19 protein-coding genes and 1 pseudogene are annotated in these 24,549 nt (G+C 42.0%); 15 read left to right on the top strand and 5 right to left on the bottom strand.

All coding sequences use genetic code 11. The features are described from left to right. The first annotated feature begins 24 nt into the window (after positions 1-24). The 3 genes from AC4GME_RS01645 to AC4GME_RS01655 all read left to right on the top strand — a co-directional run bounded on the left by AC4GME_RS01645 (position 25) and on the right by AC4GME_RS01655 (position 7,124). Positions 25-3,093, top strand: coding sequence for a chondroitinase family polysaccharide lyase (locus AC4GME_RS01645; RefSeq protein ID WP_490376444.1), 3,069 nt, complete (start codon positions 25-27; stop codon positions 3,091-3,093). Between the two features lie 322 nt (positions 3,094-3,415). After that, positions 3,416-5,716: a hypothetical protein gene (locus tag AC4GME_RS01650; RefSeq protein WP_490376443.1), complete on the top strand. Its 2,301-nt coding sequence runs from the start codon at positions 3,416-3,418 to the stop codon at positions 5,714-5,716. Positions 5,717-6,605: 889 nt separating this feature from the next. Further along, on the top strand, positions 6,606-7,124 hold the full coding sequence (locus AC4GME_RS01655; RefSeq protein WP_490376448.1) for a GDSL-type esterase/lipase family protein: 519 nt from the start codon (positions 6,606-6,608) through the stop codon (positions 7,122-7,124). 591 nt (positions 7,125-7,715) lie between these two features. Here AC4GME_RS01655 and AC4GME_RS01660 read toward each other — a convergent pair. Further along, positions 7,716-8,087 carry a transposase gene (locus AC4GME_RS01660; protein ID WP_490376447.1) on the bottom strand — a complete coding sequence of 124 codons (372 nt, stop codon included), beginning with the start codon at positions 8,085-8,087 and terminating at the stop codon, positions 7,716-7,718. A gap of 32 nt (positions 8,088-8,119) precedes the next feature. Between AC4GME_RS01660 and AC4GME_RS01665 the strand changes: the two are divergent. Further along, positions 8,120-8,521 (top strand): annotated as a pseudogene (locus tag AC4GME_RS01665) (transposase); the annotation flags it as partial. Between the two features lie 80 nt (positions 8,522-8,601). Here AC4GME_RS01665 and AC4GME_RS01670 read toward each other — a convergent pair. The 4 genes from AC4GME_RS01670 to AC4GME_RS01685 form a co-directional block, all read right to left on the bottom strand. Further along, positions 8,602-9,687 carry a heparin lyase I family protein gene (locus AC4GME_RS01670; RefSeq protein ID WP_490376442.1) on the bottom strand — a complete coding sequence of 362 codons (1,086 nt, stop codon included), beginning with the start codon at positions 9,685-9,687 and terminating at the stop codon, positions 8,602-8,604. Between the two features lie 108 nt (positions 9,688-9,795). Further along, entirely contained in the window at positions 9,796-11,343 is a 1,548-nt protein-coding gene (locus AC4GME_RS01675) for a sulfatase family protein (protein WP_490376441.1), read from the bottom strand. 196 nt (positions 11,344-11,539) lie between these two features. Then, the gene (locus AC4GME_RS01680) at positions 11,540-12,280 is read right to left on the bottom strand and encodes a DUF6250 domain-containing protein (protein WP_490376440.1); all 741 of its coding nucleotides are present in this window, start codon (positions 12,278-12,280) and stop codon (positions 11,540-11,542) included. A gap of 119 nt (positions 12,281-12,399) precedes the next feature. After that, on the bottom strand, positions 12,400-13,962 hold the full coding sequence (locus AC4GME_RS01685) for a sulfatase-like hydrolase/transferase (RefSeq protein ID WP_490376439.1): 1,563 nt from the start codon (positions 13,960-13,962) through the stop codon (positions 12,400-12,402). Positions 13,963-14,424: 462 nt separating this feature from the next. Between AC4GME_RS01685 and agaR the strand changes: the two genes are divergently transcribed. From agaR to AC4GME_RS01740, 11 genes are all read left to right on the top strand, one after another. After that, a complete protein-coding gene (gene agaR / locus AC4GME_RS01690) occupies positions 14,425-15,201 on the top strand; it encodes a transcriptional repressor AgaR (protein WP_490377479.1) in 777 nt (258 codons plus the stop codon). Positions 15,202-15,258: 57 nt separating this feature from the next. Beyond that, on the top strand, positions 15,259-16,545 hold the full coding sequence (gene kbaZ / locus AC4GME_RS01695) for a tagatose-bisphosphate aldolase subunit KbaZ (RefSeq protein WP_490377478.1): 1,287 nt from the start codon (positions 15,259-15,261) through the stop codon (positions 16,543-16,545). Positions 16,546-16,555: 10 nt separating this feature from the next. Then, positions 16,556-17,719: an SIS domain-containing protein gene (locus AC4GME_RS01700; RefSeq protein ID WP_490377477.1), complete on the top strand. Its 1,164-nt coding sequence runs from the start codon at positions 16,556-16,558 to the stop codon at positions 17,717-17,719. Positions 17,720-17,743: 24 nt separating this feature from the next. Then, the gene (locus tag AC4GME_RS01705; protein WP_490377476.1) at positions 17,744-18,238 is read left to right on the top strand and encodes a PTS sugar transporter subunit IIB; all 495 of its coding nucleotides are present in this window, start codon (positions 17,744-17,746) and stop codon (positions 18,236-18,238) included. A 45-nt stretch (positions 18,239-18,283) separates the two neighbouring features. Next, positions 18,284-19,054, top strand: coding sequence for a PTS N-acetylgalactosamine transporter subunit IIC (gene agaW, locus AC4GME_RS01710; RefSeq protein WP_490377475.1), 771 nt, complete (start codon positions 18,284-18,286; stop codon positions 19,052-19,054). Further along, positions 19,044-19,937, top strand: a complete 894-nt coding sequence (locus tag AC4GME_RS01715) for a PTS system mannose/fructose/sorbose family transporter subunit IID (RefSeq protein ID WP_490377474.1) — start codon at positions 19,044-19,046, stop codon at positions 19,935-19,937. Before agaW ends, AC4GME_RS01715 begins: the two co-directional genes overlap by 11 nt. 59 nt (positions 19,938-19,996) lie before the next feature. Next, positions 19,997-20,440, top strand: a complete 444-nt coding sequence (gene agaF, locus AC4GME_RS01720) for a PTS galactosamine/N-acetylgalactosamine transporter subunit IIA (protein ID WP_490377473.1) — start codon at positions 19,997-19,999, stop codon at positions 20,438-20,440. Between the two features lie 2 nt (positions 20,441-20,442). Further along, a complete protein-coding gene (gene nagA, locus AC4GME_RS01725; RefSeq protein ID WP_490377472.1) occupies positions 20,443-21,594 on the top strand; it encodes an N-acetylglucosamine-6-phosphate deacetylase in 1,152 nt (383 codons plus the stop codon). A gap of 71 nt (positions 21,595-21,665) precedes the next feature. Then, a complete protein-coding gene (gene kduI / locus AC4GME_RS01730; RefSeq protein WP_490378935.1) occupies positions 21,666-22,496 on the top strand; it encodes a 5-dehydro-4-deoxy-D-glucuronate isomerase in 831 nt (276 codons plus the stop codon). Between the two features lie 66 nt (positions 22,497-22,562). Then, the gene (gene kduD, locus AC4GME_RS01735) at positions 22,563-23,324 is read left to right on the top strand and encodes a 2-dehydro-3-deoxy-D-gluconate 5-dehydrogenase KduD (RefSeq protein ID WP_490377480.1); all 762 of its coding nucleotides are present in this window, start codon (positions 22,563-22,565) and stop codon (positions 23,322-23,324) included. Positions 23,325-23,336: 12 nt separating this feature from the next. Beyond that, positions 23,337-24,419: a glycoside hydrolase family 88/105 protein gene (locus AC4GME_RS01740; RefSeq protein ID WP_490377470.1), complete on the top strand. Its 1,083-nt coding sequence runs from the start codon at positions 23,337-23,339 to the stop codon at positions 24,417-24,419. Positions 24,420-24,549: the final 130 nt, after the last annotated feature.

Consider the following 24,549-nt stretch of genomic DNA (forward strand, 5'->3'; position numbering starts at 1 on the left):
TCGGCTACTCAGAAGGAAAATGGCATGATTCATAATGTAAGCATGAATAAAAAGAAAGCACTCGCAGTAGCAGTTTCCCTGTTACTTACTAATAATGTGCTAGCAGAGACAAAAGCTGTAACTGCAGCTGCTCCAGTTGCAAATGCGATTGAAGTCACAGCTCAAGAGCCTGTTGTAGAAGTCGCAGCTCAAGAAGCTGTTGTTGAAGTTAAGCAGCGTGATCCGATGCAGGCGCAGATCATCTCTTTTGAAGAAGAGCTGCTGCCTGAATTTATCAGTGCGTCAGAAACCTCACAAATTAAATTAACAGACAAACGTTTTATTAATGGTAAACAGTCTCTGGAGTGGGACTGGCAGCCGGGTGATAGCTTAACCTTAGATAAAAAATTATATTACTACACGCCTAAAGAAGCTTTTCAGGCTTATGGCCGTAAATCATGGACCGTATTTTCTGGCTGGATCTACAATGAAAAAGCCAGTGATGGAGAGTTGAAATTCGAGTTCGGCTCAGGCAGTGAATTTACCATGAAGTTGAACTTCACTGGCTGGCGTTCACCAGGAGTGGCCTTCCATCGTGATATGCAGGGTATGACTTCAGCTGAGATGGACGGGCTGACGCTTACTGTCGAGAATGCATCTGAAGCCGGCAAAATATATATTGACCGTCTGATGGTCAGTATTGATGATTACCGTTATCAATGGTCTGATAACCATGTGAAAACGGCGGAGACTGTGCCGGAAATTGATTATGAACTGCCTGAGCAGTTACCAGCCGCGACAGCTGAAGAGGTAGCTTCTCTTGCTAAGGTTAAACAGGGTCTGTTGGATTATTATCTTGCAGATTTTAAAGCATCAAAAAAAATGGTAAAAAGTATTCGCAAAAAATACCAGGCTTATAACCTTAAAAAAGAAGATGGGGTTATCAGCGGGGCGCATCTGGTTACCAAGAAACAGTTAACCATCTATCAGAAAGAGAGACTTAGCGAACAAGATAAGCATTTAGTCCATGAATATGTGAATCTGCGTAAATACGTTGAGCTGATGGAAAAAATAGCGCAGGTTTGGAATAACAGTGACGATGCAGAAATACGCCAGGAGATGCTGGATAAGTATCTGCTGATGTCAGAGCATCTGTTAGACCAGGGCTTTACTCACGGTAGTTCATTAGTGGCAACCCATCACTGGGGATATTCAGGTCGTAGTTGGTACTCATCTATGTTGCTGATGGAAAAGCCTCTACATGAAGCAGGTTTATTAAAACCTATCCATGCATCATTACTCTGGTATGCACGTGAGTTTAAAGAGCGTGGTTTTGATATGAGAGTCGGCCCGAAGAGTTCGGATATGGATTACTATAATACCCTGGCTCTTGCCCATATTGCTATGTTATTAACGGAGGAGGGGGAAGACCGACAGGTTGCTTTGATGCATAAGTTTGCTAAATTTATCTCAGGTAATATGGAACAGACGCCTGTAGGTTACGGTGACGGCTTCCGCCCGGATGGTACCGCGTTCCGACATAAAGGTAACTACCCCGGTTATTCGTTTGCCGCATTTAAGTCCGCTGCGAATATCGCTTATCTGTTAAGTGACAGCTCTTTTGAGTTGAGTGAGCCTGCCCGTCAGTACCTGAAAAAGGTTATGCTTGCGGCGCGGGTTTACAGTAATCCCAACCCTGGTGTCGGTACCAATGGTCGTCGTCCTTTCTTTAATGTGAGCTTGAAAAAAGTTACTGAAGGTTATCGCTGGTTAGCCCTTGCGGGTGTTGATGGTTCTGGCGTGGATAAGGAGTTGGCAGAGGCTTATTTACGTCTGCTTGAAGAGCAGCCTAAAAAGGCGAAAAGCGATTTAAGTCAGCAATTTACAGCAGAAAGTCACCCTCAGGGCGCTTACACCTTTAACTATGCGGCAATGGGCATCTATCGTCATAACGATAAAATGGTCACCATGAAAGGGTTTAACCGTTATGTCTGGTCATCTGAGATATATCATAATGCCAACCGTTATGGTCGTTATCAGAGCCATGGTTCAGTACAGATCCAGAAATGGGGTGCGGAAAAAGAGTTTGGTTATGATGAAAACGGCTGGGATTGGAACCGTATGCCGGGTGCTACGACCATTCATTTACCTTGGGAAAAGTTAGAGGCACCGCGCAAACATACAACGATGTTACTCAATGACTCCCGTTTCAGTGGTGCTACGGATCTGAAAGGGAAATATGGTGCATTCGGTTTCACTTTAGAGAATCCTGATAAATGGCCTGATTTTATTGATCCAAGCTTTACTGCGAAGAAGTCAGTCTTTAGTTTTGAGGATCGTTTAGTTTTGGTTGGCTCTAATATTACTAACAGTAATAGTAAGTTCCCGACTGAAACTACCCTGTTCCAGTATGGTCTAACAGATAAAACCCAGCCATTATGGCTAAATGGTCAGTTGATCAATGAGTTCCCGTTTGAAGCTCAGTTGGAAAAGGGCGACTGGCTTATTGACGGTATGGGTAATGGTTATTATGTGGTGAAAGGGGGCGAAGTTAATGTACGTCGTCAGGAGCAGGAATCTCGCGACAATCAGAAAAAACAACCAACCTTTGGCAACTTTGCTTCTGCCTGGATTGATCACGGTAATGCGCCAAGCGGCGGCGAGTATGAATATATCATTACGTTAGATGCGACACCGGAAAAAATGCAGCAGCTTGCTGAGCAGATGCAGGAAGAGGAAAGTCGTCCCTATGAGATTATTCGTCAAGATGGTGCTGCACATATCGTGCGTGATAAAACAACGGGTGTTACCGGCTATACCGCATTTACCTTTGTCAGAACATCAGATCAATGGGTACGTTCGATCAGTACCTCCTCTGTGGTGATGGTTAAAGGCAGTGCGGATAAGCTGGAGATGAGTGTGGCAAATCCAGATCTGAATATGGAAAAACACACCTTAAGCCAGGTTGTGCCGGTCTCTGTTACCTTGAAAGGTGCCTGGAAGCTTGCTTCGCCAATGGATAATGTAGCGGTTAAGCGCAAGGGAGCCAGAACTGTTGTGACGGTTAATTGTATAGATGGTATTCCGGTGCAGATCGATATGGACCCGGCATAATTCGTCAGAATAAAAACGCCTCACTCGAGGCGTTTTGTTTGGTTTCGTTTGGTCGCTGACTTGTTTTTGTATTCTTTCGCTTGCTAGATCACAAAATCAATAGCGAAAGCTTACAAAGGTTGTTAGGGCGGTTTATATTAGTATCGAAAGGGTTCGAAACCTTGTGTTTACATTTTTGAATGTGGCTAATCGATACCCAAACCACTTGCAGATACGAATTTTCGTTTAGCGTCTGTAAGTCAGGCGAGAAGAAAGTGGCCTGGGTATATGCCTAGTTTTGATGCTTAAAGACAACAATGCAAAAGTAGAGATGAATATGAATATGAACTATAAAAAAAGTACGCTGGCGTTAGCCGTTGTAGCTCTTTTGGCTGGCTGCGGTGCAGAAGACAATAAAGATATTAATGATGATAATAACAATATTTACCCGCCGATTATTAAAGGTGAGATGACCATTCCTGCATTGCATGTGGGGCTTGAGGCAAAAGGTGCATACCAGTATTTTGATCCGAATCCAATTGCACGTCCAGAAGGTGTCAGCCTTTACAGCTGGCGCGATGAAAATGAAACTGAACTTAGCACAGAACAAACTCTTGAATTAACTTATGAGCTAATGGGAGAAAATGTTAAGTTTTGTGTTATCCCAGTGGCACAAGGTTCTATTAGTAATGTTGGTGAAGAAGACTGTAGTGCGGCACGTGTAGTTAATGATGTGCTAGGTGAAAAACCTGTGGCAGATAATGTTCAGTTAGATAATGTCACGCCAACAGTTGGTGATACCTTAACGGGTAGTTATGATTATACGCATGCCGATGGTATCAGTGAGGGTAATACAGTATTTACCTGGTATGCTGATAACAGCTTAATTGCTGATGCATCTGCCCAGACATTAGTATTATTAGCAAACCAAAGCGAAGGTAAAGCGGTTAAATTTTGTGTTAGTCCTGTAACCAGTGAGGAACAACCTGTACGAGGTGATGAGAGCTGTTCTGTTGCCACCGCTAATGTTTTAGCGAAAGAGGGATCTGCTCCTGAAGCGCAGAATACCGCGATTACGGGTGACCCGTTTGTCGGTGCTACATTAACCGGTAGTTATGACTTTGTTGATGCTGATGGCGATCTTGAGGGCTCAACAACAGTCGTTTGGAAACGTGATTCTGAAGCTATTTCTGCTGCAACAGATAGCAGTTATCTGGCTGTAGGTGCAGATGAAGATACCGATCTTACTTTTTGTGTAACGCCTGTTGCCGCAACCGGTGATCCAAGCGATGGCATTGAAGCATGTTCTGCTGCTATGAATATAACCATGAAAGTGGAAGTTCCTCCTGTTGCTTCTGATGTAGTTGCGACTGTTCAGTCTGTTGGCGGTATCGCTGAAGCTGGCGAAGTGCTTGTAAGCAGCTATACCTACACTCAGTCTGAATCGGCTTCCGAAGGTGACTCAACTGGCAACTGGATTGTAGCAGGTGTTGAACAGCCAGAGTGTACACCGGCTCAGGCTTGTGAGTACCCGCTTACTCAAGCAGATGTTGGTCAAACGATTAGCTTCTGTGTGACACCAAAAACAGCATTAGGCACACCTGGCCTTAAAGAGTGCTCTGCTGATGTAACGCCGATGGGCATTAAACTAAGCGGTGTATTGGAATATGATCAAACACTGACTGCGGTTGTTGTCGGTTACACTGAAGCTGCGGATACAGGTGAATGGAAGGTTGACGTAAGCAATCAAAACGGTGCTGAAGTTGGAGCTAATGATAACCCGACAGTTCAATTTACTGGCGTTACTTACAAAATTGGTGTTCGTGAAGGTACGGCTAACGATTTTGACTGGGTAGACCGCGGTGATGGACTTGATGCGCGTAACTTTATTGGTAAAGATGTTCAATATTGTTTAACTACTGAGCATGGTGAAAAGTGTGCTAATGCTGCAGACTACAGCGATGTAGATGGCGGTCTATATGTCGATGCTAATGATGCAAGTAAACGTGCAGTTGAGCCTATTAGAACATATCAATTTGGTGATGCAACTTACCACCGCTCATTAACTGTTGCTGAGTCAACGTTAAAAGCACAAGCAGGTTTTGGTGCGAGTATTCCTACCGCTCAACACTCAACACCAATCAATGGCATCGAATGGGCTTTGTTTGTACATGATAACTCTGGCAGTAAAGATGCATTGAATGTTTGTCGTAACTTATATACAGATAGTGGAGAATGGCACTTACCAGAGGGATATCTTTCAAGAAGTGCATCAGCCCTAGAGACTTATCTGAATAATATGTATTCAGTTGATGAAGGCTACGATAATAACCCTCCAATAGTCGGTGCTGACAGCTTAAATAATTTAACGAAGAACGTTATTTCATCTACTTATGATAGTAAAGATAGTGATAACACAGCCTTTGCTAAAGATATTTATATGAGTCGGGTATTCGGTTGGCCGGTCAGTACTGATGATACAGGAGCAACAGATACTACACCTCGTGTTACTTATGCTTCTGCGACAAAGTACATAGCAGGTAACAATATTGATAAGACTTATATAATCCGTATGTATAATGTGGGCTCATCAACTGGTAATGCGGCTATAGATAGTCCACTTTTTGTAAGCTGTGTAAAATAAGTTGACTTAATTAATCAGAGTTAGGTTCAATTTATATCAATGATGGGCTTAAATTAATTTAAGTTCATCATTGGCTAACCTTATTCTAGGATTCTTTTTTTAAACAATATATTAATAAATTAGATATAAAGTTAACCATGAATCCGTTGAGTAAATCGATAGTATAAGTTGCAGTTAAGATAAGTCCTGTCAGTTAACTGCTAGGGCTTTTTTGTTTGTAATCAGAAACGCCATATGAGCAGTTAGCGAGTTAACTTATACTGCTCAAAACCCGCCAGCTGAATAGATACAAGCAACTGTTGAGTGGCAAATTGAGCTTGCGTTGCGACAACGGACAAGTGGGAGAAGCATTAGCTAATGTGAAACTGTGACTATATGTATAAATGTATGGTTGTTTAATCCGTGATATAAGAAAAGTATATGGCGTGAAATGTCACGTTAATATTTCTTCGATTAAATTACGCATACTATTTATTAGAATTCAGTTTAAGTAGATCTTTTTGCCACCATCTATTTATTATTAATCAGTAAGTTTTAATTTATCAAGGTAGAATAAATGTTAATAATCAAGAGGTTAACTGGGCTTTTGGCTTTATTGGCCACCTTCCTATTATTTGTCTCTGTTTTTAGTCAAGCTGCAGAGTTAAATGTAGAAAATTTTGATGTGAAGTCTGTGAGTGAAAACTCACAGAAACTACCCTTTAAAAGTAAAAAAGAAAGAATGGTACGTAGTAAATCAACGATACCGGTTATTCGTTCTGACAATCCAAATTACGAAGACCATATTGTTATGTGGTTAGAGAAATATGGTCGGCAAATTCAAGCAACCAGAAATATGCCTGATTGTAAATTACTTTTTATCGGGGACTCAATTACAGAGCATTGGCCATTGAAAGGGTATGCTCCCGAAATTTGGCGTAAGTACTATTCTCACCGAAAAACTATCAATATTGGTAGTGGCGGGGATGCTACTGAAAATATATTATGGCGAATTGAAAATGGTATTTTTAATGAAATATCACCAAAACTCGTCATTCTTATGGCTGGTACCAACAATACTGGACATGGAGACTCCCCTGTTGAAATTACTAATGGAATTCAAGCAATTATCCAATCAATACATAGACAATCCCCTAAAACTGATATTTTACTGCATGGCATTTTTCCTCGCGGAAAAGATAGATATGATAAAAAGCGTATTAATAATAACCAAGCAAATATTCTTATCGAAAAACTAGCAACAAAGTATCCTTTTGTTGAATATATTAATATCTACGCGCTTTTTCTTGATGGGGACGGTATGCTCCACGAAGATATCATGCCAGATCTTTTGCATCCAAATGCAAAAGGTTATCAAATTTGGGCAGAAGCCATAGAAAATAAGATTGTATCTTATCTCGAATTGTAATCTTAATTAGATGATAATTTAGTTTAAAAGGTTAATATCTCGTTACATAGTGCTGAATTTAACGAGGATTGATTGTTCAACGAGTGCGTGCCTAAGGCTGAGGCCAAATGCGTATTACCGAGCCGATGGCACTAAATAGCTGGGTGTTATGGCTCTGACTTAATCAATTCAGCCTCTGCATTTTTTGTTTTATTTGCGGCCTTGTTGATCAATTCGGGCAAAAGGCCGCACTAACCCAATTCCAAATTGAAGTTAGCAATATGACAAATCAAAATAAACTCAGCAGTCTTGCATCTGAATTTCAACAATGGGCGCTTAACCCGTAAATATCCCAGAGAAAAAACACCTCACCACTAAAAAGATAAAACAGTTGAACTATCTCAATATTATTCATCGAGGCAAATCAAAACGGCATTAAACACTGCTGATTCAACCTCCCATAATTGGTGTAAACAAGCGACTTCCGTCAATGAGACTGATGAATTCATTGCTATCCCTAACGAGCCTAAAGCTATCTCAGCTGATACCTGAGTTACTTACCGTTATCACGGGGGCCCTGCTTGCATTATACCAATCTGTAAAATTAACTGATTAGTTGGATCCAATCTCTTGAACACATTTTGCTACCCTTTGGCTACTTTCTAAAAATTGATTCCAAGCAGCGCAAACTTTATCAACAATATAGTTATAATCATTGAAAGCTTGATTCGCTAAACAGTGTTGTCTCATCCAGATCCATACCTGTTCGATTGGGTTCAACTCTGGAGAATAGGGTGGAAGTTTGAGGACACTGACATTGCCAAAGTCATCGGCTACATCATCGGTATGCCACCCAGCACCATCCATCACGACAAAAGCATGGCGTCCTTTTTCAGTTACTTGCGATATTTGTTTGAGATGAAGATTCATGACGTTTTTATTGGCTATGTCTGAGTAAACTGTTGTAAATCGACCATACTTAATTCATGTGTAAATAGCGATGCAGGGTTACACTCATGAATGAACAACAATTTATTCCGTTCTTACAACAGCTTAAACAGTTATCCCCAAGTCAGCGACAACGTCTTCATCATACGCTTGAGGTTTGTGAAACTTCCACTGAAGAGGTGTTAACTATTAAGGCGACTTTACGCAAGTGCCCACATTGCGAATCTACTCATTTAAGGCCTTGGGGCTGAAATCATGGCCTACCAAGATATCGATGTGCTTACTGCCTAAAGACATGTAATTCATTCACTAAATCTCCTCTCGCTAGGTTGCGTAAACGTGATAAATGGCTGCTGTACGCCCAAGTTTTAATTGACGGTTTGACCATTAGGAAAGCGGCTACATTATGTGGTATCGACAAGAATACAGCCTTTCTGTGGCGCCATCGATTTCTCACCTTAGCTAATACTGCAATAGATTAAGTTTTATGCCAGCCTATCAGGCTGGCATTTTTGTTTTACGGCTGCTGCAATATATCTTATATGAGCAGTTAGCGAGTTAATTTATACTGCTCAAAACCTGCCAGCTGTATAGTTAATCCGTGCTCCCCTGCTTTATAAATACCATATTTAAAATAGGGAGGGTAATAGTCGTTATTACCTACAATACCTTGCCAATTAAGTACTTGCTTGTTATCAATCCATAATTTAACAGTCCCTTCAGTTGCCTTTTCTCCCTTGTGATTATTTTCATTGCCAGGATAAAACTCAGACCAGGTGATCTCCCATTTTAAATCGAGCCACTGCTCTTTCGGTATCTCAGCTAAAGGGAAAGTGTAGGGGATAGAGACAGTTTTGCTCTGTTTGCGACTTTGTTTTGGCCCTGAATCTGCCGGCTTAAGATTGACTCTATCTGTTTTATCGCTAATACGCTTACTATCAGAACGGATAGATACATACAGGTAGCCATCAGCAATCTTTAATGCAACAGGTGGATAACCCCCCTGGTCCACAAAATAACCATTGGCTTTGCCTGTACCGATATCTATACCTTTATCCTTTTTAAAATACATCTTAGTCAATATGCTGGAATTAAATTCGCTGAGCGAATAGTTTGTTATTTTTCCATCAGGAGATAACACGCTTGTGCGATCGGGAATGCCGTGCCATTGTGAAATAATGCCTTGAGATTGACTGTTTGTCTCTTTGGGGAGCAATAATCCGTATTTATAAACCCAGGTATCCCCGTTACGGGTCGATTTCCCCTGGCCGTAATGATAAAGCGATTTGGCATTTATCAGCTCTTCTACCTGCTTAGGAGAAAGCGCCGCAATATCTTTATCGGTCACAAACAGGGCCGATAGTTCCACCCTGGTTTTTTGATTATCCTGCATTGTAAAGCGGTAACTGGGCTTGCCTTTATAAAGATTATGCAGATCTTTATAGATCTGATACCCCTCTCCCTGACTGCCGACCGGAAGCATATTATCAATTAACTGATCGCCGGCGCGGATACCTGTTTGTATATTGTAGCGTTGCTTTATCTCCACGAGGTTATCTTTATTTACTGTAGAAGTAGCCGCATACGGCGCCGGCGGATAAAGTAAAAAAGGGAGCAATAGCGTTTTTTTTATCATTTGAGACTCGTTATTGTGAGCAATTGATATCTTGCTGCTATAGGCATAAAAAAACCCTCTCAGCGTTAGCCGACAGGGTTTTATTTATATCTTAAGCGCTACCATTAATTAATGGCCGGTTGCACCTTCAGCAGCCAATTTGGCTTTTTTCTCTGCAAGGTACTGATCGATGGAACAGGCACCTTCATGATTTTGGTAACCAGGTTTATGATCGCGCCATTCTGGATCTACGCGCACCGCCTGAGTGGTGAACGGGTCGATATATTCATGAGTATAAGTTGTGAATTTCTCTCGGTATTCTGCCAATAACGCGCTATGCGCAGGATCGTTGGCCAGATTTAACCTTTCACCGGGATCGGCTATTAAGTCAAATAACTCTTCGCCGCCTTCCTGATATACCGTGTATTTATGGGTTTTGGTGCGGTACATACGTGAAGGTTGTACGGTCTTTTCACGGCTGGTATACCATTGACTGACAATGGCATCACGCCAGTCTGCCGGCGTTTCTCCGCGCAATAACGGTAGTACACTGCGGCCATACAAATCAGCAGGCGGCGCAATGTCGGCATAATCACACAGGGTTGGCACCAGATCGCACAGGGAAACCAGATCACTGTTGCTCCCGCCACTTGGGATCCCCGGACCTGCCAGTACAAACGGCACATTGGTGGCTTCTTCGTAGAAGAAGTTATACTTGGTGACCTGTCTGTGACTGCCCATGGCATCGCCATGATCACTGAAAAAGACCACTAGGGTATTATCAGCAGCATCTGATTTAGTTAAGGCATTCAGTACCTTGGTAATGCTGTCATCTGCTACCTTAGTATAGTGGTAATAAGCGGCAAGGTACTGCTGATAGTTTAGATCCTTCCAATGGGCTGCTTGGTGCATGCGGTGGTGCGTGCAGCATAAGTATTGAATTGCTTTTGGACGATTGGTGATCGGATCCAAGTTTTCAAAATTTGCCCGCAACGGCGGCAGTGGGCCAATGCCCGGGATATCACCGCGTTGGTTTTCAAACGCACCTACCCAGCCACAGATATTATGTGGATTATTAAAATCAACGGCCATAATAAATGGCTTATCATGTTTTTTATTTAAAAACTCAACGCTTTTTTGCTCAGCATAAATATCTTCCCGTGAGTCATAGTTAACCGGGAAGGCATCAGGCGCATCGATCTCTATTTCAATCTGCTCTGCACAATTAAAGCCTTTAAGTGAACCAAAATCATGCTTTTTACCAAAGTGTACAGCCTCATAACCGGCTTCGCTAAAAAGCGTGCCTAGCGTCGGCATAGTTGATGGGATATTTGGACTGTTATTGCCATGCACACCATTTTGGTGAGGCAGACGACCTGTCCAGAATGACGCTCGTGACGGCCCGCATAATGGATAGGCTGTATAAGCCGCATTGAATTTAGTACCTTTATTAATGATGCTGTCAATAGAAGGTGTTTGTACTTCTTTATTACCGTAACCACCAACCGCATGACGAGACAGTTGATCGGCTGTGATAATAAGAATATTTTTTACTTTACCCTTAGGCGGGATGGAAGGTGTCGCATTTGCTGCATTACTGGTAAGTAATGTAGAAGCAGCAGTGGTCGCAGCTGCGCCTGCAAAACCTTTCATGAAATTACGTCTGGAAATGGACATACAAACCTCATGTTAATTGGGGAATAACAATAGCAAACGCATCAAAAAGGAGAACAGTCTTGCTGGTTAAAATTTACTCTATCTGCGTTATGAGTTTTGAAAGGAGAATAACTACTTCCTGCAACTCATGCCTTGCTAGTGTTAATTTTTCCTGCGCAATACAAGCTCACATCTTTAATGCATTTGGTATAACGGATTAATTTAACTGGTAAACTTTAAAATCATCGGCACGTAAGTGGCTCTTCCAGGTGCGGAAGCCAAACATACCCGATCTGAACGGTGCGTCATCACGGATCTGATAGAGCAGATTGTCATTACTATAGATCAGGGTGACATCATCTAAACTGATAATTTTTATGTTAGTGGCCTGATTAGGTACATTCATAAATTGCGGGTCTGTAACGTCATATTCAGGCAGTAGCGGGCGAGTGCCATCGCCAGGATAGCGACGGTAACGTGTGGTGGAGTTTTCGTTGGCACCGTAACCTATGTAATACAGCTGCATCGGATCATATTTGCGCATATCACCGCCACGCCATTTGGACTTGGCAAAGAAATCGCTGCTACCAGGCTCCTCCGCCATCCAGAAGAAGTTAAAGTCGGTACCACGATCATTAGCTCCGCCATTTACTACAACGGTACCGTTAAATTCAATGACCGAAGGGGTGCTAATAGCATGTTTAAACCACACAGTAACACCCGCGCCATCATCCATATCCAGGGCTTGATCGATAATAGTTACTTGCGTTTTATCCGTTTTTTCAATTACCCACTGTTGCATATCTTGGCTAAAGTCATCACTGTAAAGCAGTGTACCTTGTTCGGCGATCAGCTTATTCGGATCCAGATCCTGATAATTGCTTGTGCTGCTGGCAAATAAATTACAACCGGATAATGCCAATGCACAGACCAGAGCAAGGGGAGTTAATTTTTTCATAATACCTTCGTATGATTAGTAATTGTAGAAAGTGGGTACTAACTTCAGTGTTCTGTTTGGCGCCCGCATGGCGCAGTACTTATATGAATAATAAGTACTGCGCGCAGTGACTGACTGCACTAGGTATAAGCATTCATTACGCTTTGAGGTACTTCAGTCGGACGCCAAGGATCGCCAGTATGTTCAAGCCAAGGCATTAACTCTTCTTCAATCAGCTGGTGGATTAGTGGTTCATTAGCTTCGGCAATGTTACTCATCTGATAAGGGTCGGTTTGATTGTCATGTAATACGTAACTCAATGGTTTCGCAATTTTACGATCCACAACCAGCGTATAACGATCTGTTCTTACACCGCGACGGCCATAAGATTGTGCACCGTATGGTGTAAATGTATAGAATTGCGAAGTTGGCTGTTTATCACCTTTGATCCCTTTTACTGTATTTGCGAAGTTGGTACCTTCAACAGTATCCGGAATCAGCTCACTCATCCCCATCAGACCTAACATTGTCGGGTAGATGTCCGGGGCAGAAAATAAGATGTCATTTTCTTGTGCTGTTAGTGTTCCAGGCCAACGGAAGATCATAGGTATGCGCATCGCTTCTTCATAATGGGTGTTTTTTGTCGGTTTACCATTTGCGCCGAGACAGCTACCGTGATCCGAGAAGAACACAACCAGCGTATCTTCAGCCAGTTGCAGACGATCCAGTTCATCAATAATACGACCAAACTGCTCATCAACACCGTGTACCATGGCCATATATTCTTTAAAGTATTTAGGCCCGTAACCTTCTGTATATTCTTTATCCCACTGTATGTTAGGTCGCGTATTGAGACTTTCAGAAGTTTCACCTGCAAACTTATCCAGGTATTTTTGCGGAACCTGGTCGTAAGGTGAATGAGGGGGATTCATCGATACGACTAAACTAAATGGCTTGTCGTTATCACGATATTTACCATCTTGGTTTTGCAGATATTTAATTGCAATATCCGCTTCGTGCTCAGGACTCCATTGATTGATTTTTAGCGGTTTGTCGCGTGGCGTATCATTGGTCCAGTAGATCGGGTTGAGATGTTTGTCATAGGTACCATAGGAATACCAGAAATCAAAACCATGACGGCGATCCGGAGCGGTCCAGTCATTCCAGTAACGTCCTTCCATCGGGTTGTTGTAGCTTGGTACAAATGGCGCTTCCGGTGCATCGAGATGCCACTTGCCGATGTAACCCATGCTATATCCTTGATCTTTCATAATATCAGACCAAGTCAGTGCATTTTTATTTAGTTCAATACCAAAATCACTGCCACCAAATTTACCTGGCATTGGGGTATGACTATTACCTTGTATACCATTACGGGTTGGATATTGCCCTGTCATTAACATGCCACGGAAAGGGGTACACAGCGGATAATTAGAAACAGCTTGTTTAAGTACAACACTTTGTTTTGCAAATTTATTTAGATTAGGTGTTTGTGATGGATCCTGCTTCATAAACCCTAATGCCTGAGTGCGCAATTCATCAGGAAATATAATTAACAAATTAGGTTTTTTAGCCGGTTTTTCAGTATTTTTAGCTGTGTTACTTGTGACTGTAGATGTGCTGCATCCAGCGGTTAAAGTCGTTGCTACTACGGCACTTGTAGCAGCCATTCCTTTAAGCATATCGCGACGGGTAATTGACATAATCAACTCCAGGAAATGAAACATGTGAAAATTTAACAATAAATGAAGAAAAAAATTTATATCTTCTTCATTTTTAATTGTAACGGTAGTTGTTCTTGCTAATATGTTTCATATCGTAAGCGATCGAAACGTTGTTGACTAGCTTTTTGATCACAAAAAAGAAAGTAAAAGTAAACTTTTGAAGGCAAGTGAAGAACAATGTAGGTTATAATATATTCGGAAATAACTATAAAGTGAAATCTGTATCAAAAATGTAAGTTTTAAATTTGGTAATATTGCGTTCTAAGTATATTATAGTGGTTAATGCGTAATGTTACGCAAGAGCAAGAGTGGTAATTGAAGGTGTTTGAAAGAAATTGAAAGTTTTTTTGATTTTCACCTTGCTGCTTTTATAATTAAGTGTAAACTATACCGAAACCAACTGAAAGAGATTTCACTGGTTTTGTAAGGAGACAAGGCAAAGTGAAAAGTGCTATAGAAAGGCGCACGGAAATCGTCAATGTGGTTAACCAAGATGGTAAAGCCCGGGTAGAGGACCTTGCTGCTCAATTTAATGTCTCAAGTGTCACTATTCGCAGTGATCTGAGTTTTTTGGAAAGAAATGGCTATGTGATTCGTTCTCATGGTGCCGTAATTCCAAATTCAGGTGTAATAGCTGAGCTAACCGTAAATGAAAAACGTCGTCAAAATGCTGGCGTTAAATCTTTTATCGGTAGGGCTGCAGCTAAACTGGTTAAGAATGGTGACACAGTTATTCTGGATTCAGGTACTACTACGCGAGAAATCGCATCTAACTTAAAATCGTTAAATAATGTAGTGGTAATGACTAATGGTCTGGATGTAGCAATGGAGTTGGCATCGGCCTCGGGAATAGAGGTTTTGATGTCTGGTGGTGTGCTTCGTAAGAATGCACTCTCTTTTTCTGGCTCGCAAGCCGAAAACAGTCTAAAAAATTATCGTTTCGACAAAGTTTTTTTAGGTGTTGATGGTTTTGATTTAAGAGCTGGTATCACTACACATAATGAGCAGGAAGCAAGTCTTAACCGCTTAATGTGTAAGATTTCTGAACAAGTTATTGCAGTTGCCGATTCTACCAAGTTTGGTAAACGAAGCTGTCATATGATTCGTGAGTTCGGAGATATTGATATCTTAGTAACCGATGCAGATATTCCGGAAGAATACTTACAAAGTCTCCGCGATATGAAAGTTGAAGTTATTGTAGTAGAAAAAGACCGCTAGACCGCTGATTAATTAACTCCATAGCTGCATTCTAAATGTTAACTGTGGAGTTAGTATATGAACACCCTTCAAAACCTCATTAAACGTAATAAAACAGGCGGAAATAACGGTATTTATTCTGTTTGTTCAGCTCATCCGCTTGTTATTGAAGCCGCTCTTAGACAGGCGTTAAATGATGATTCTTTATTATTGATTGAAGCGACCTCCAACCAAGTTGATCAATTTGGTGGCTATACAGGTATGACACCTGTTGATTTTAGAAATTTCGTATTAGAGCTGGCTGAGTCAGTTAAATTCCCAACCGAAAACCTTATTCTAGGCGGGGACCATCTCGGACCTAACCGCTGGCAGGACCTATCTTCTCAAGAAGCGATGGACAAAGCTGATGATCTTATTGCAGCTTACGTAGCCGCTGGTTTTAAAAAAATTCACCTCGATTGCAGCATGTCTTGTCTTGACGATCCAACCCCTTTATCTGATGAAGTGGTTGCAGAACGTGCAGCTCGATTAGCAAAAATTGCCGAAAGCACTGCACTTAAAACCTTTGGCAGTAGCGATCTTGTTTATGTTGTCGGTACAGAAGTTCCCGTTCCAGGCGGTGCTGCTGAAGAGCTTGAAGAGCTTGAAGTTACTTCTCCTGAAGCTGCTCACAAAACAATCTCTTGTCATAAAGAAGCATTTGCTAAAGCTGGCGTTTCTGATTGCTGGTCTCGTGTTATCGGTTTAGTTGTTCAACCTGGTGTTGAATTTGATCACACAGGCGTTATTGATTTTTGCCCGGAAAAAGCTCAGCAATTGAGTGCTGTGGTTAATGATTATGACCACCTTGCTTTTGAAGCTCATTCTACCGATTATCAAACAGATAAAGCTTATAAAGCATTGGTTGAAGGACATTTCGCAATCTTAAAAGTAGGCCCTCAACTTACTTTCGCAATGCGCGAAGCACTTTTTAGCCTATGTGATATCGAAGAGCAGTTTGTTGTTAAAGCACATTGTTCTAACTTGAGAGATGTAGTTGAACAGCAGATGTGTGATGCACCTGGGTATTGGGAAAAATATTATCACGGTACTGAAGCACAGCAACGTTTTGCTCGTACTTACAGTTTCAGTGACCGCATCCGTTATTACTGGCCAGACCAGGGTATCCAGACTGCACAAGAAAAGTTATTCGGCAACTTATCGCGTACTGGAATACCACTTCCATTATTAAGCCAATATTTACCAGAGCAATTTAAAGCTGTACGTGAAGGGCTGTTAGTTTCAGATCCGAAGAGTTTAGTGTTAGATAAAATTCAGCAAGTATTACGCAGCTACGCGGTAGCTTGCAAACAAAGTAAAGGTTAAGGAATATATTATGAATCAATATTTGGGTTACGCAGAAAAAGAGTTAGAAGGTTTCAGTGGTTTTTGGACTGCAAAAGAAATTGAGCAGCAACCAATGTGCTGGCGCAAAACACAGGACATTGTCCAGGCAAACAAAAAAGCCATTGACTTATTTATGGCAAAAGTACTTTCTCATAAAGATCTGCGCATTGTATTGACTGGAGCGGGCACTTCAGCTTTTGCTGGTCAAGCATTAGCTGCTGAACTGTCAAAAGATACCGGACGTCGTGTTGAAGCACTTGCTAGTACTGATATCGTGTCAAATCCTTACCAATATTTTGCGGAAGACTTACCAACGCTAGTTGTGTCATTTGCACGTTCAGGTAATAGCCCTGAAAGTGTTGCTGCTGTTGATCTGGCCAACCAGTGTTTAACAACTTGCTATCACCTGGTATTAACTTGTAATAATGAAGGTCAGCTTTATAAAAATAGTGCGGCGGATAATAAATCGTTGTCATTACTGATGCCAGCCGAAACCAATGATAAATCTTTTGCGATGACTTCAAGTTTTTCTTCGATGATGCTGGCTTGCTTTTCGATTTTGTCAACTACCAATGAGCATTCGAAAGAAATCGAAAGACTTTGTAAGTGTTCTGAGGGGTTGATCAAAGAAATTAATACAAATGTAAGTAAAATAGCTGATATTGATTTTGAACGAGTTATTTATTTAGGTAGTGGTGGTTTGCAGGGCTTAGCCCAAGAATCGGCATTGAAATTACTTGAATTAACTGCGGGTAAAGTTGTGGCATGTTTTGATTCACCGTTAGGTTTCCGCCATGGTCCAAAATCGATTGTAAATTCGAAAACATTAATCGTGGTGTTTATTTCTAATAATCCATACACCCGAAAATATGATCTTGATCTTTTAAGTGAATTACGTCGCGATAAGATCGCCAGTAAGGTAATTGCAATAACGGCACAAAAGGATGAGCAAGTGATTTCTGGTGATTTTATCTATGTACCTGAAATGGATACAGCATCAGATGTAGGGCTTTTATTTCCATATATGCTATTTGCGCAAATGTATTCATTTCATCGTGCACTAGCGCTGGGTAATACGCCTGATAATCCTTGTCCAACTGGAGAGGTAAACCGAGTTGTACAAGGCGTAACTATTCATCAACATGAACTTTAATTATTAACACTAGGGATAACTATTATGACTGCACCTAATATTGTTTGGACCCGCATTGACGAACGTCTGCTACATGGTCAAATTCGCATTACCTGGGGTAAACACACTGAAGCTAATCTTATTTTAGTTGCCAATGATGATGCGGCTGAAGGCCCGAATGCCGCTTTTATGCAAGCAGGCATGAAAGCCTCTGCAGGTGGTGAATATGCTGTTCGTTTTTTCTCTATCGATAAGACGATTGAGGTTATTAGCAAAGCTTCGCCGAAGCAAAAAATCTTTATTTTATGTAATAACCCGAATGACGTTGCGCGTTTAGTTGAGGGCAACGTGCCGATTACTCACTGTAATGTCGGCAATATGCATTTTCATGAAGGTAAGAAACAGATAACTAAAACAGTGTCTGTAAATGCAAGTGATATTAGTGCTTTTGAGCGACTGGTTGAACGTGGTGTGACATGCACAATTCAAAACACACCGGATCAAAAAGAACTACACGTACTTGAACAGGCGGCGGTGTAAATACCGCCAATTAACTAAACACAGATTTAATATAAGGAATAAATCATGGTTTATGAAGCGCTACTCGTCGCTGTCTGGGCATTCTTCTGTGGTATCGATAAATACGATGTCGCGTTGAATATTCACCGTCCACTTATTACTGGCCCTGTTGTAGGGTTTATTATGGGTGATATGCAAATCGGTTTAATGGCTGGTGCTACATTGGAACTAGCTTGGTTAGGCCTTGTGCCTAACGCTGGTGCTCAGCCACCGGATGTTACTATGGGTACGATTGCAGCTGTTGCTTTTGCTGTTATGACCGGCCAGTCAGCTGAAGTGGCAATGGGTGTTGGTATGCCGATTGCCGTTATTATGCAGATGTTAGTAATCGGCTTCTTTGCAATGACCTCTTTCACAATGGGCAAAGCTGACGAATATGCTGAAACTGCAAATCCTGGCGGTCTGGATCGACTCCTTTATATCACCATTACTTTGCGTTCCTTGTTATATGCGGTAGTTGCTTTTGCGACGGTTTATTTTGGTGAGAAGGGCGCAACTTGGATTGATGAAAATGCACCAACAGTCTTACTCGAAGGTCTTGGTATTGGTGCGAAAATGGTTCCAGCCATCGGTTTTGCAATGCTGCTTAAAATTATGTGGTCGAAAGAAGTGGCGGGCGTTTTCTTTATCGGTTTTGTTATGACAACGTATCTTCACCTTCCAATTATGGCTGTTGCCGTTATAGGCGCGTCAATCGCTGCATTGTACTACTTCTTTAGTGGAAGCAATGGAAATTCGAATAACACACAAGCAGAGGACTTTGAAGATGGCATCTGATATTGAAGTAGGCGCTTTAGCCGATACAAACACTAAGACTTACGAAAGTTTGGTTGATGATATTGATTCATATGAAGACACCACAGTACGTCAGGTGATCTCCAAAAAAGATCTTTGGATTTGTGCAATTCGTGGTCTGTTTATGGAAGGTAATTTTAACTTCGAACGTATGCAGGCAGGGGGATTTGCTTATTCTATTATTCCTGCACTGAAGAAGATTCATGGCAATAATAAGGCTGATTTAGCTAAAGCATTAAAGAACCATCTGCAATTTTTTAATGCGAGTCCGAAACTGTTCACTTTCTTGCTAGGTACTGCCGTAGCAATGGAAGAAAATAAAGAACAGCCGTCGACCGTTAATGTAATGAAAGTTGCCGGGATGGGACCAACTGGTGGGATTGGTGATGCCATTGACCATATGACGTTAATGCCATTAACACTTGCATTAGGTGCTTCTATTGCACTGGACGGATCAATTGCTGGACCATTTGTATTCTTCATATTATACCAACTGGCACATATGACAGTGTATTTTGGCTTGATGTTTATGGGTTATAAAGCGGGCACCGCTGCTATTGTCAACTTGGGGGAAGCGACTGAGAAGGTGGCAAAAGCCGCCAATATTATGGGTATCTTTGTTATCGGCGCGCTGTCAGCCACCTTTATTCAGATACAGACAACGGCGACAATCGAGCTGGGCGGCAAGGCAGTTGAACTGCAAAGTACGTTATTTGACAAAATAATGCCAAATTTACTGCCTCTGGCATTGGTGTTCTTTATGCTGAAAATGGTGAAAGGAACAGGATTCTGGGCTAAGCCTCCGGTATTGATTTTTGCAACACTCGCGGCAGGTGTCGTAGGACACTTCTTAGGTATTCTCTAAGTTAGCAGCTTTAATATTTTTCGAGGGGGCCCTCCCCCTCATATTCGAGGATTAAACCAATGATAGGTATTGTTGTTTCAGGACATCTTAACTTTGCGACCGGCATGCAATCGGCAGTACAAGCGATTACTGGTGAGCAAGAGCAGATGAAGTATGTTGATTTTGTTGAATCAATGTCAACGGATGAATTAGAGGCGCAATTGCGTCAAGCAGCTAAAGATGTAGATTCAGGAGAAGGCGTTCTGTTCTTAACGGATGTTCCGGGGGGATCGCCTTCTAACCGCGCGTCAGCCATTCTTATGGATACTGAGAATGTTGAGGTGATTGCTGGTACAAACTTACCAATGATCGCTAATGGCGCCTTTGAGCGAGACGGTGTCAGCCTTAAGGAACTTGTTGATATTCTTTTAGATATTGGCACTTCCTGCATACAAGATATGCGTAAAGAGCTTGAAGCTGCTATGGCTTGCGAGCCTGAAGTTGAATGTGTGGACGGACTCTAATTATGCGCTATGCCTTAATTGCAGATAGAGTATTTACGGCAACTGGAATTGAAACGGATATTGCCGTTGTCGTTGAAAATGGACAGATAGCTTCTGTGACTAAAACCATTCCGACAGACTGCGAAATCATTCGTCTTGAAGGTCAGTCATTGTTACCTGGTTTTATTGATATTCATATTCATGGGCGCCATGGCGCTGATGTTATGGATGCAACACAGCAAGCATTGCAAAATATTGCTGATGCTTTACCAGAAACCGGCGTTGTCGGATGGGTTGGTACCACAGTAACCGCTCCGTGGAACGATATTCTAAATGCATTGGCTGAAGTGCGTACTTATACAGAACAGTCACAAGCTCAAGGTGCAGAATTATTTGGTAGCTTTTTAGAAGGCCCATATTTCACAGAACCTCAGAGAGGTTCGCATCCTACTGCTTATTTGAAATCGCCTACGATTGCTGAATTAGAGCAGCTAAAAGAAGCTGCTGCTGGCTCTTTAATTCGTGCTGCGATAGCGCCGGAAGGTGATGGTGCGATGCAAGCTATCAGTTGGCTAACCGAGCATGGCATAAAAGCCTCTGTTGCCCATACTGATGCGACTTTTGAGCAGGTAACAGAAGCGTTTCATCTCGGGGCTGATTGCGGAGTCCATCTGTTTAACGGCATGAGTGGATTGCATCATCGTGAGCCGGGTTGTTGCGGTGCGGTGTTGTATCACGACATGTTAGCGGAACTTATTGCAGACGGAATTCATGTCAACCCGGTAATGATGCAGCTTGCTTATCGAATGAAAGGCTATCAAGGCATCGCATTGATTACAGACTGCATGCGCGCAGGTGGATTAGCCGATGGCGATTACACGCTTGGTGCGCAAGTTATCTCGGTGACTAATGGAGAAGCTCGTACTGCTTGCGGTTCTTTAGCGGGGAGTACATGCAGCTTAGATCAGGCATTACGTAACATGATCTTTAAGACTCAGGTACCTGAGTGGGAAGCGGTGCAAATGGCATCTTCTGTCCCTGCAAAATATCTTGGAGTTGAGCATCGCCTTGGCAGTATTGCTGAAGGTATGGATGCAAGCTTTACGATTATGAATAATGAAATGCAAGTGCAAGGTACTGTTATTAAAGGTAAATTTGCATATAAAAAAGTATAACTTTTGAGCAATACTTTAAACGTATTTTGTAATAAATAGTGTAAATAAATTAAAAAATTAAGAGGTTTAAAATGGAAATTCGTCAACCAATTCATAGTGAACATGCAAAACAGTTAGGTACTGCAGGTCTACGTGAACAGTTTCTAATTGAAGATATGTTTCAAGAAGGTCAGATCAATCTGACTTATAGCCACATTGACCGCATTATTGTCGGTGGTGTCGTGCCGACAACTGAAGCCGTTGCTTTTGAAGGCGGTAAAGAGATCGGTGTTGACTTCTTTCTGCAACGCCGTGAATTAGGTGCAATTAATATTGGTGAAGCCGGTCTCGTTATTATTGATGGTGAAACATTTGAAATTGCTGCTCGAGAAGCACTATATGTAGGTATGGGCGCAAAAGAGATTCGTTTTGAAAGTGTTGATGCAAGTAACCCTGCTCGTTTCTACTTAAACTGTGCACCAGCACATCATGCTTACCCAACACGTAAAATTACACGTGATGAAGCTTCACCGGAAACTTTGGGTAACCAGGAAAACTGTAACGTTCGTACAATTTACAAATATCTTCACCCTGCTGTATTGCCAACTTGTCAGTTATTGATGGGGATGACAGAGCTTGCTCCTGGTAGCTTATGGAACACTATGCCGTGTCACACTCATGAACGTCGTATGGAAGTGTACTTATACTTTGATATGAAAGATAACAACATTGCTTTCCATTACATGGGTGAGCCTCAAGAAACTCGTCATATTGTTGTACGTAATGAGCAAGCTGTGATTAGCCCTAGCTGGTCTATTCACTCAGGTGTAGGTACATCATCTTATACCTTTATTTGGGGAATGGTTGGTGAAAACCAGACTTTCCACGATATGGATCATGTTGCGATGAGCGACCTGAAATAATCTTATTAACCTCCTTAACTTACGGTGTCGCAAATTTGTGACACTGCAATCAACTAATTATAGGGTATTAAAATGAACAATTTTGATCTTACTGGCAAAGTAGCCATCGTAACAGGTTGTAACACGGGTCTTGGTCAAGGCTCTGCAGTTGGTCTAGCTGAAGCAGGTGCCGATATCGTGGGTGTCGGTCATATGCCAGCTCCGGAAACTCAAGCTAAAATCGAAGCGCTAGGCCGTAAATTTCACTACATTACAGCTAACCTGATGGTTCAAGATCAGTTACAAGATATCGTTACTGAAACGGTTGAAGTGATGGGGCGTGTAGATGTGTTAGTTAATAATGCAGGTATCATTCGTCGTGAAGATTTCTTAGACTTTTCTGAGAAAAACTGGGATGACGTAATCAACATTAACCAAAAAACGGTATTTTTCCTATCTCAAGCGGTTGCTAAACAATTTGTTAAGCAAGGTAACGGCGGCAAAATTATCAATATCGCATCTATGTTATCTTTCCAAGGTGGTATTCGTGTACCTTCTTACACAGCTAGTAAATCTGCGGTTATGGGCCTAACACGCGCACTGGCAAATGAATTAGCGAAGTACAACGTTAACGTTAATGCAATTGCACCGGGTTACATGGCAACAGATAATACAGAAGCACTGCGTGCTGATGAAGCGCGTAATGCTGCAATCCTTGAGCGTATTCCTGCTAACCGTTGGGGAACACCAGAAGATTTAGCCGGTCCTATCGTATTCCTTTCTTCACCTGCAAGTGACTATGTAAACGGTTACACAATCGCTGTTGATGGCGGTTGGTTAGCACGTTAAGGAGCAAGCTAAATGGCATTCGCAACGAAACAAGATGTTTTAACGGCAATGAAACGCGTTTACCGCTATCAGTCTGAAAATCAGACTCGTTCTGTGATTCGCAGCAGTGGCGCGACTCGCTTTATCAAGGATACGGACTGGGAGCGTGGCGTATTCTGGTCTTGTGCTTCTGCAGCGTGGATGGCAACTGACGATCAGGAATATCTGAATGGTGTCATGAACTACACATTACACACAGGTTTTCGTACCGGTGCATTTCCGCGTTTTGCGGATGACCATGTTTGTGCCCAAGCTTATCTGGACGTCTACCCAACAATAAACATCCCTGAAGCGTTGGAACCGACCATTAAAGCGTTCGATATTATGCTTGATGAGCCGAAACCAGGCCATCGCGACTGGTGGTGGGTGGACTCACTGTTTATGGCACCACCTGCCTTTGCGGCTTTGTCGAAAGTGACCGGCGAGCGCAAGTATGTTGATTACATGCATACGGCGTTCTGGGATTCGATTGATCACCTTTATGATCCTGAAACGAACCTGTTTTACCGTGACTACCGTTACATGCCAACTGAGCTAGGCCAGAAGTACCGTGATGAGTTCGGTGACGGTGGGGCAGAGCTACGTGAAGCTAACGGTGAGAAGGTGTTCTGGTCGCGCGGTATCGGCTGGATGTTGGCAGCATGCCCGCGCATTCTGGCGCGTCTGCCAGAGGATTTCGAGCAGCGCCAGCCTTATATCGACCTGTTTACAGCATTGGCAGCAGAAGTTATCAAGTATCAACAAGCAGATGGTTTCTGGCGTACCAGCTTGTTAGATCCTGATAACTTCCCTGCACCGGAAAGTAGTGCGACAGCACTGTTCTGTTACGGTCTTGCATGGGGAATTAATAACGGTATTTTAGATAAAGAGACATATCTTCCCGTTGTTGAATCATCTTGGGCTGCACTGCAAACTGCAATCCATGAAAATGGCATGATGGGGTGGGTACAACTTCCTGCTTTTAATCCTCGAGATGTTAAGTTTGAACATAACATGGATTATGGAGCTGGTGCATTGATGCTGGCTGCAACAGAAGTTGTTCATCTAGCTGAATAATTAAGCTGTATTTTTGAATGTATTAAAGCTGATTCTATGCAAATAAAATCAGCTTTTTTTTTATAAAAATAGTACTAATACCAAATCCAATAATTTTCTATTCATTTATGCTTGTTAAAATGAATGCTAG

The sequence above is a fragment of the Psychromonas sp. genome, assembly GCF_983033635.1.

Coding starts and splice junctions, on each gene's coding strand:
- AC4GME_RS01645 (WP_490376444.1), top strand. CDS start 25: ATGATTCATAATGTAAGCATGAATAAAAAGAAAGCACTCGCAGTAGCA.
- AC4GME_RS01650 (WP_490376443.1), top strand. CDS start 3,416: ATGAACTATAAAAAAAGTACGCTGGCGTTAGCCGTTGTAGCTCTTTTG.
- AC4GME_RS01670 (WP_490376442.1), bottom strand. CDS start 9,687: ATGATAAAAAAAACGCTATTGCTCCCTTTTTTACTTTATCCGCCGGCG.
- AC4GME_RS01675 (WP_490376441.1), bottom strand. CDS start 11,343: ATGTCCATTTCCAGACGTAATTTCATGAAAGGTTTTGCAGGCGCAGCT.
- AC4GME_RS01680 (WP_490376440.1), bottom strand. CDS start 12,280: ATGAAAAAATTAACTCCCCTTGCTCTGGTCTGTGCATTGGCATTATCC.
- AC4GME_RS01685 (WP_490376439.1), bottom strand. CDS start 13,962: ATGTCAATTACCCGTCGCGATATGCTTAAAGGAATGGCTGCTACAAGT.
- kbaZ (WP_490377478.1), top strand. CDS start 15,259: ATGAACACCCTTCAAAACCTCATTAAACGTAATAAAACAGGCGGAAAT.
- AC4GME_RS01700 (WP_490377477.1), top strand. CDS start 16,556: ATGAATCAATATTTGGGTTACGCAGAAAAAGAGTTAGAAGGTTTCAGT.
- AC4GME_RS01705 (WP_490377476.1), top strand. CDS start 17,744: ATGACTGCACCTAATATTGTTTGGACCCGCATTGACGAACGTCTGCTA.
- agaW (WP_490377475.1), top strand. CDS start 18,284: ATGGTTTATGAAGCGCTACTCGTCGCTGTCTGGGCATTCTTCTGTGGT.
- AC4GME_RS01715 (WP_490377474.1), top strand. CDS start 19,044: ATGGCATCTGATATTGAAGTAGGCGCTTTAGCCGATACAAACACTAAG.
- agaF (WP_490377473.1), top strand. CDS start 19,997: ATGATAGGTATTGTTGTTTCAGGACATCTTAACTTTGCGACCGGCATG.
- nagA (WP_490377472.1), top strand. CDS start 20,443: ATGCGCTATGCCTTAATTGCAGATAGAGTATTTACGGCAACTGGAATT.
- kduI (WP_490378935.1), top strand. CDS start 21,666: ATGGAAATTCGTCAACCAATTCATAGTGAACATGCAAAACAGTTAGGT.
- AC4GME_RS01740 (WP_490377470.1), top strand. CDS start 23,337: ATGGCATTCGCAACGAAACAAGATGTTTTAACGGCAATGAAACGCGTT.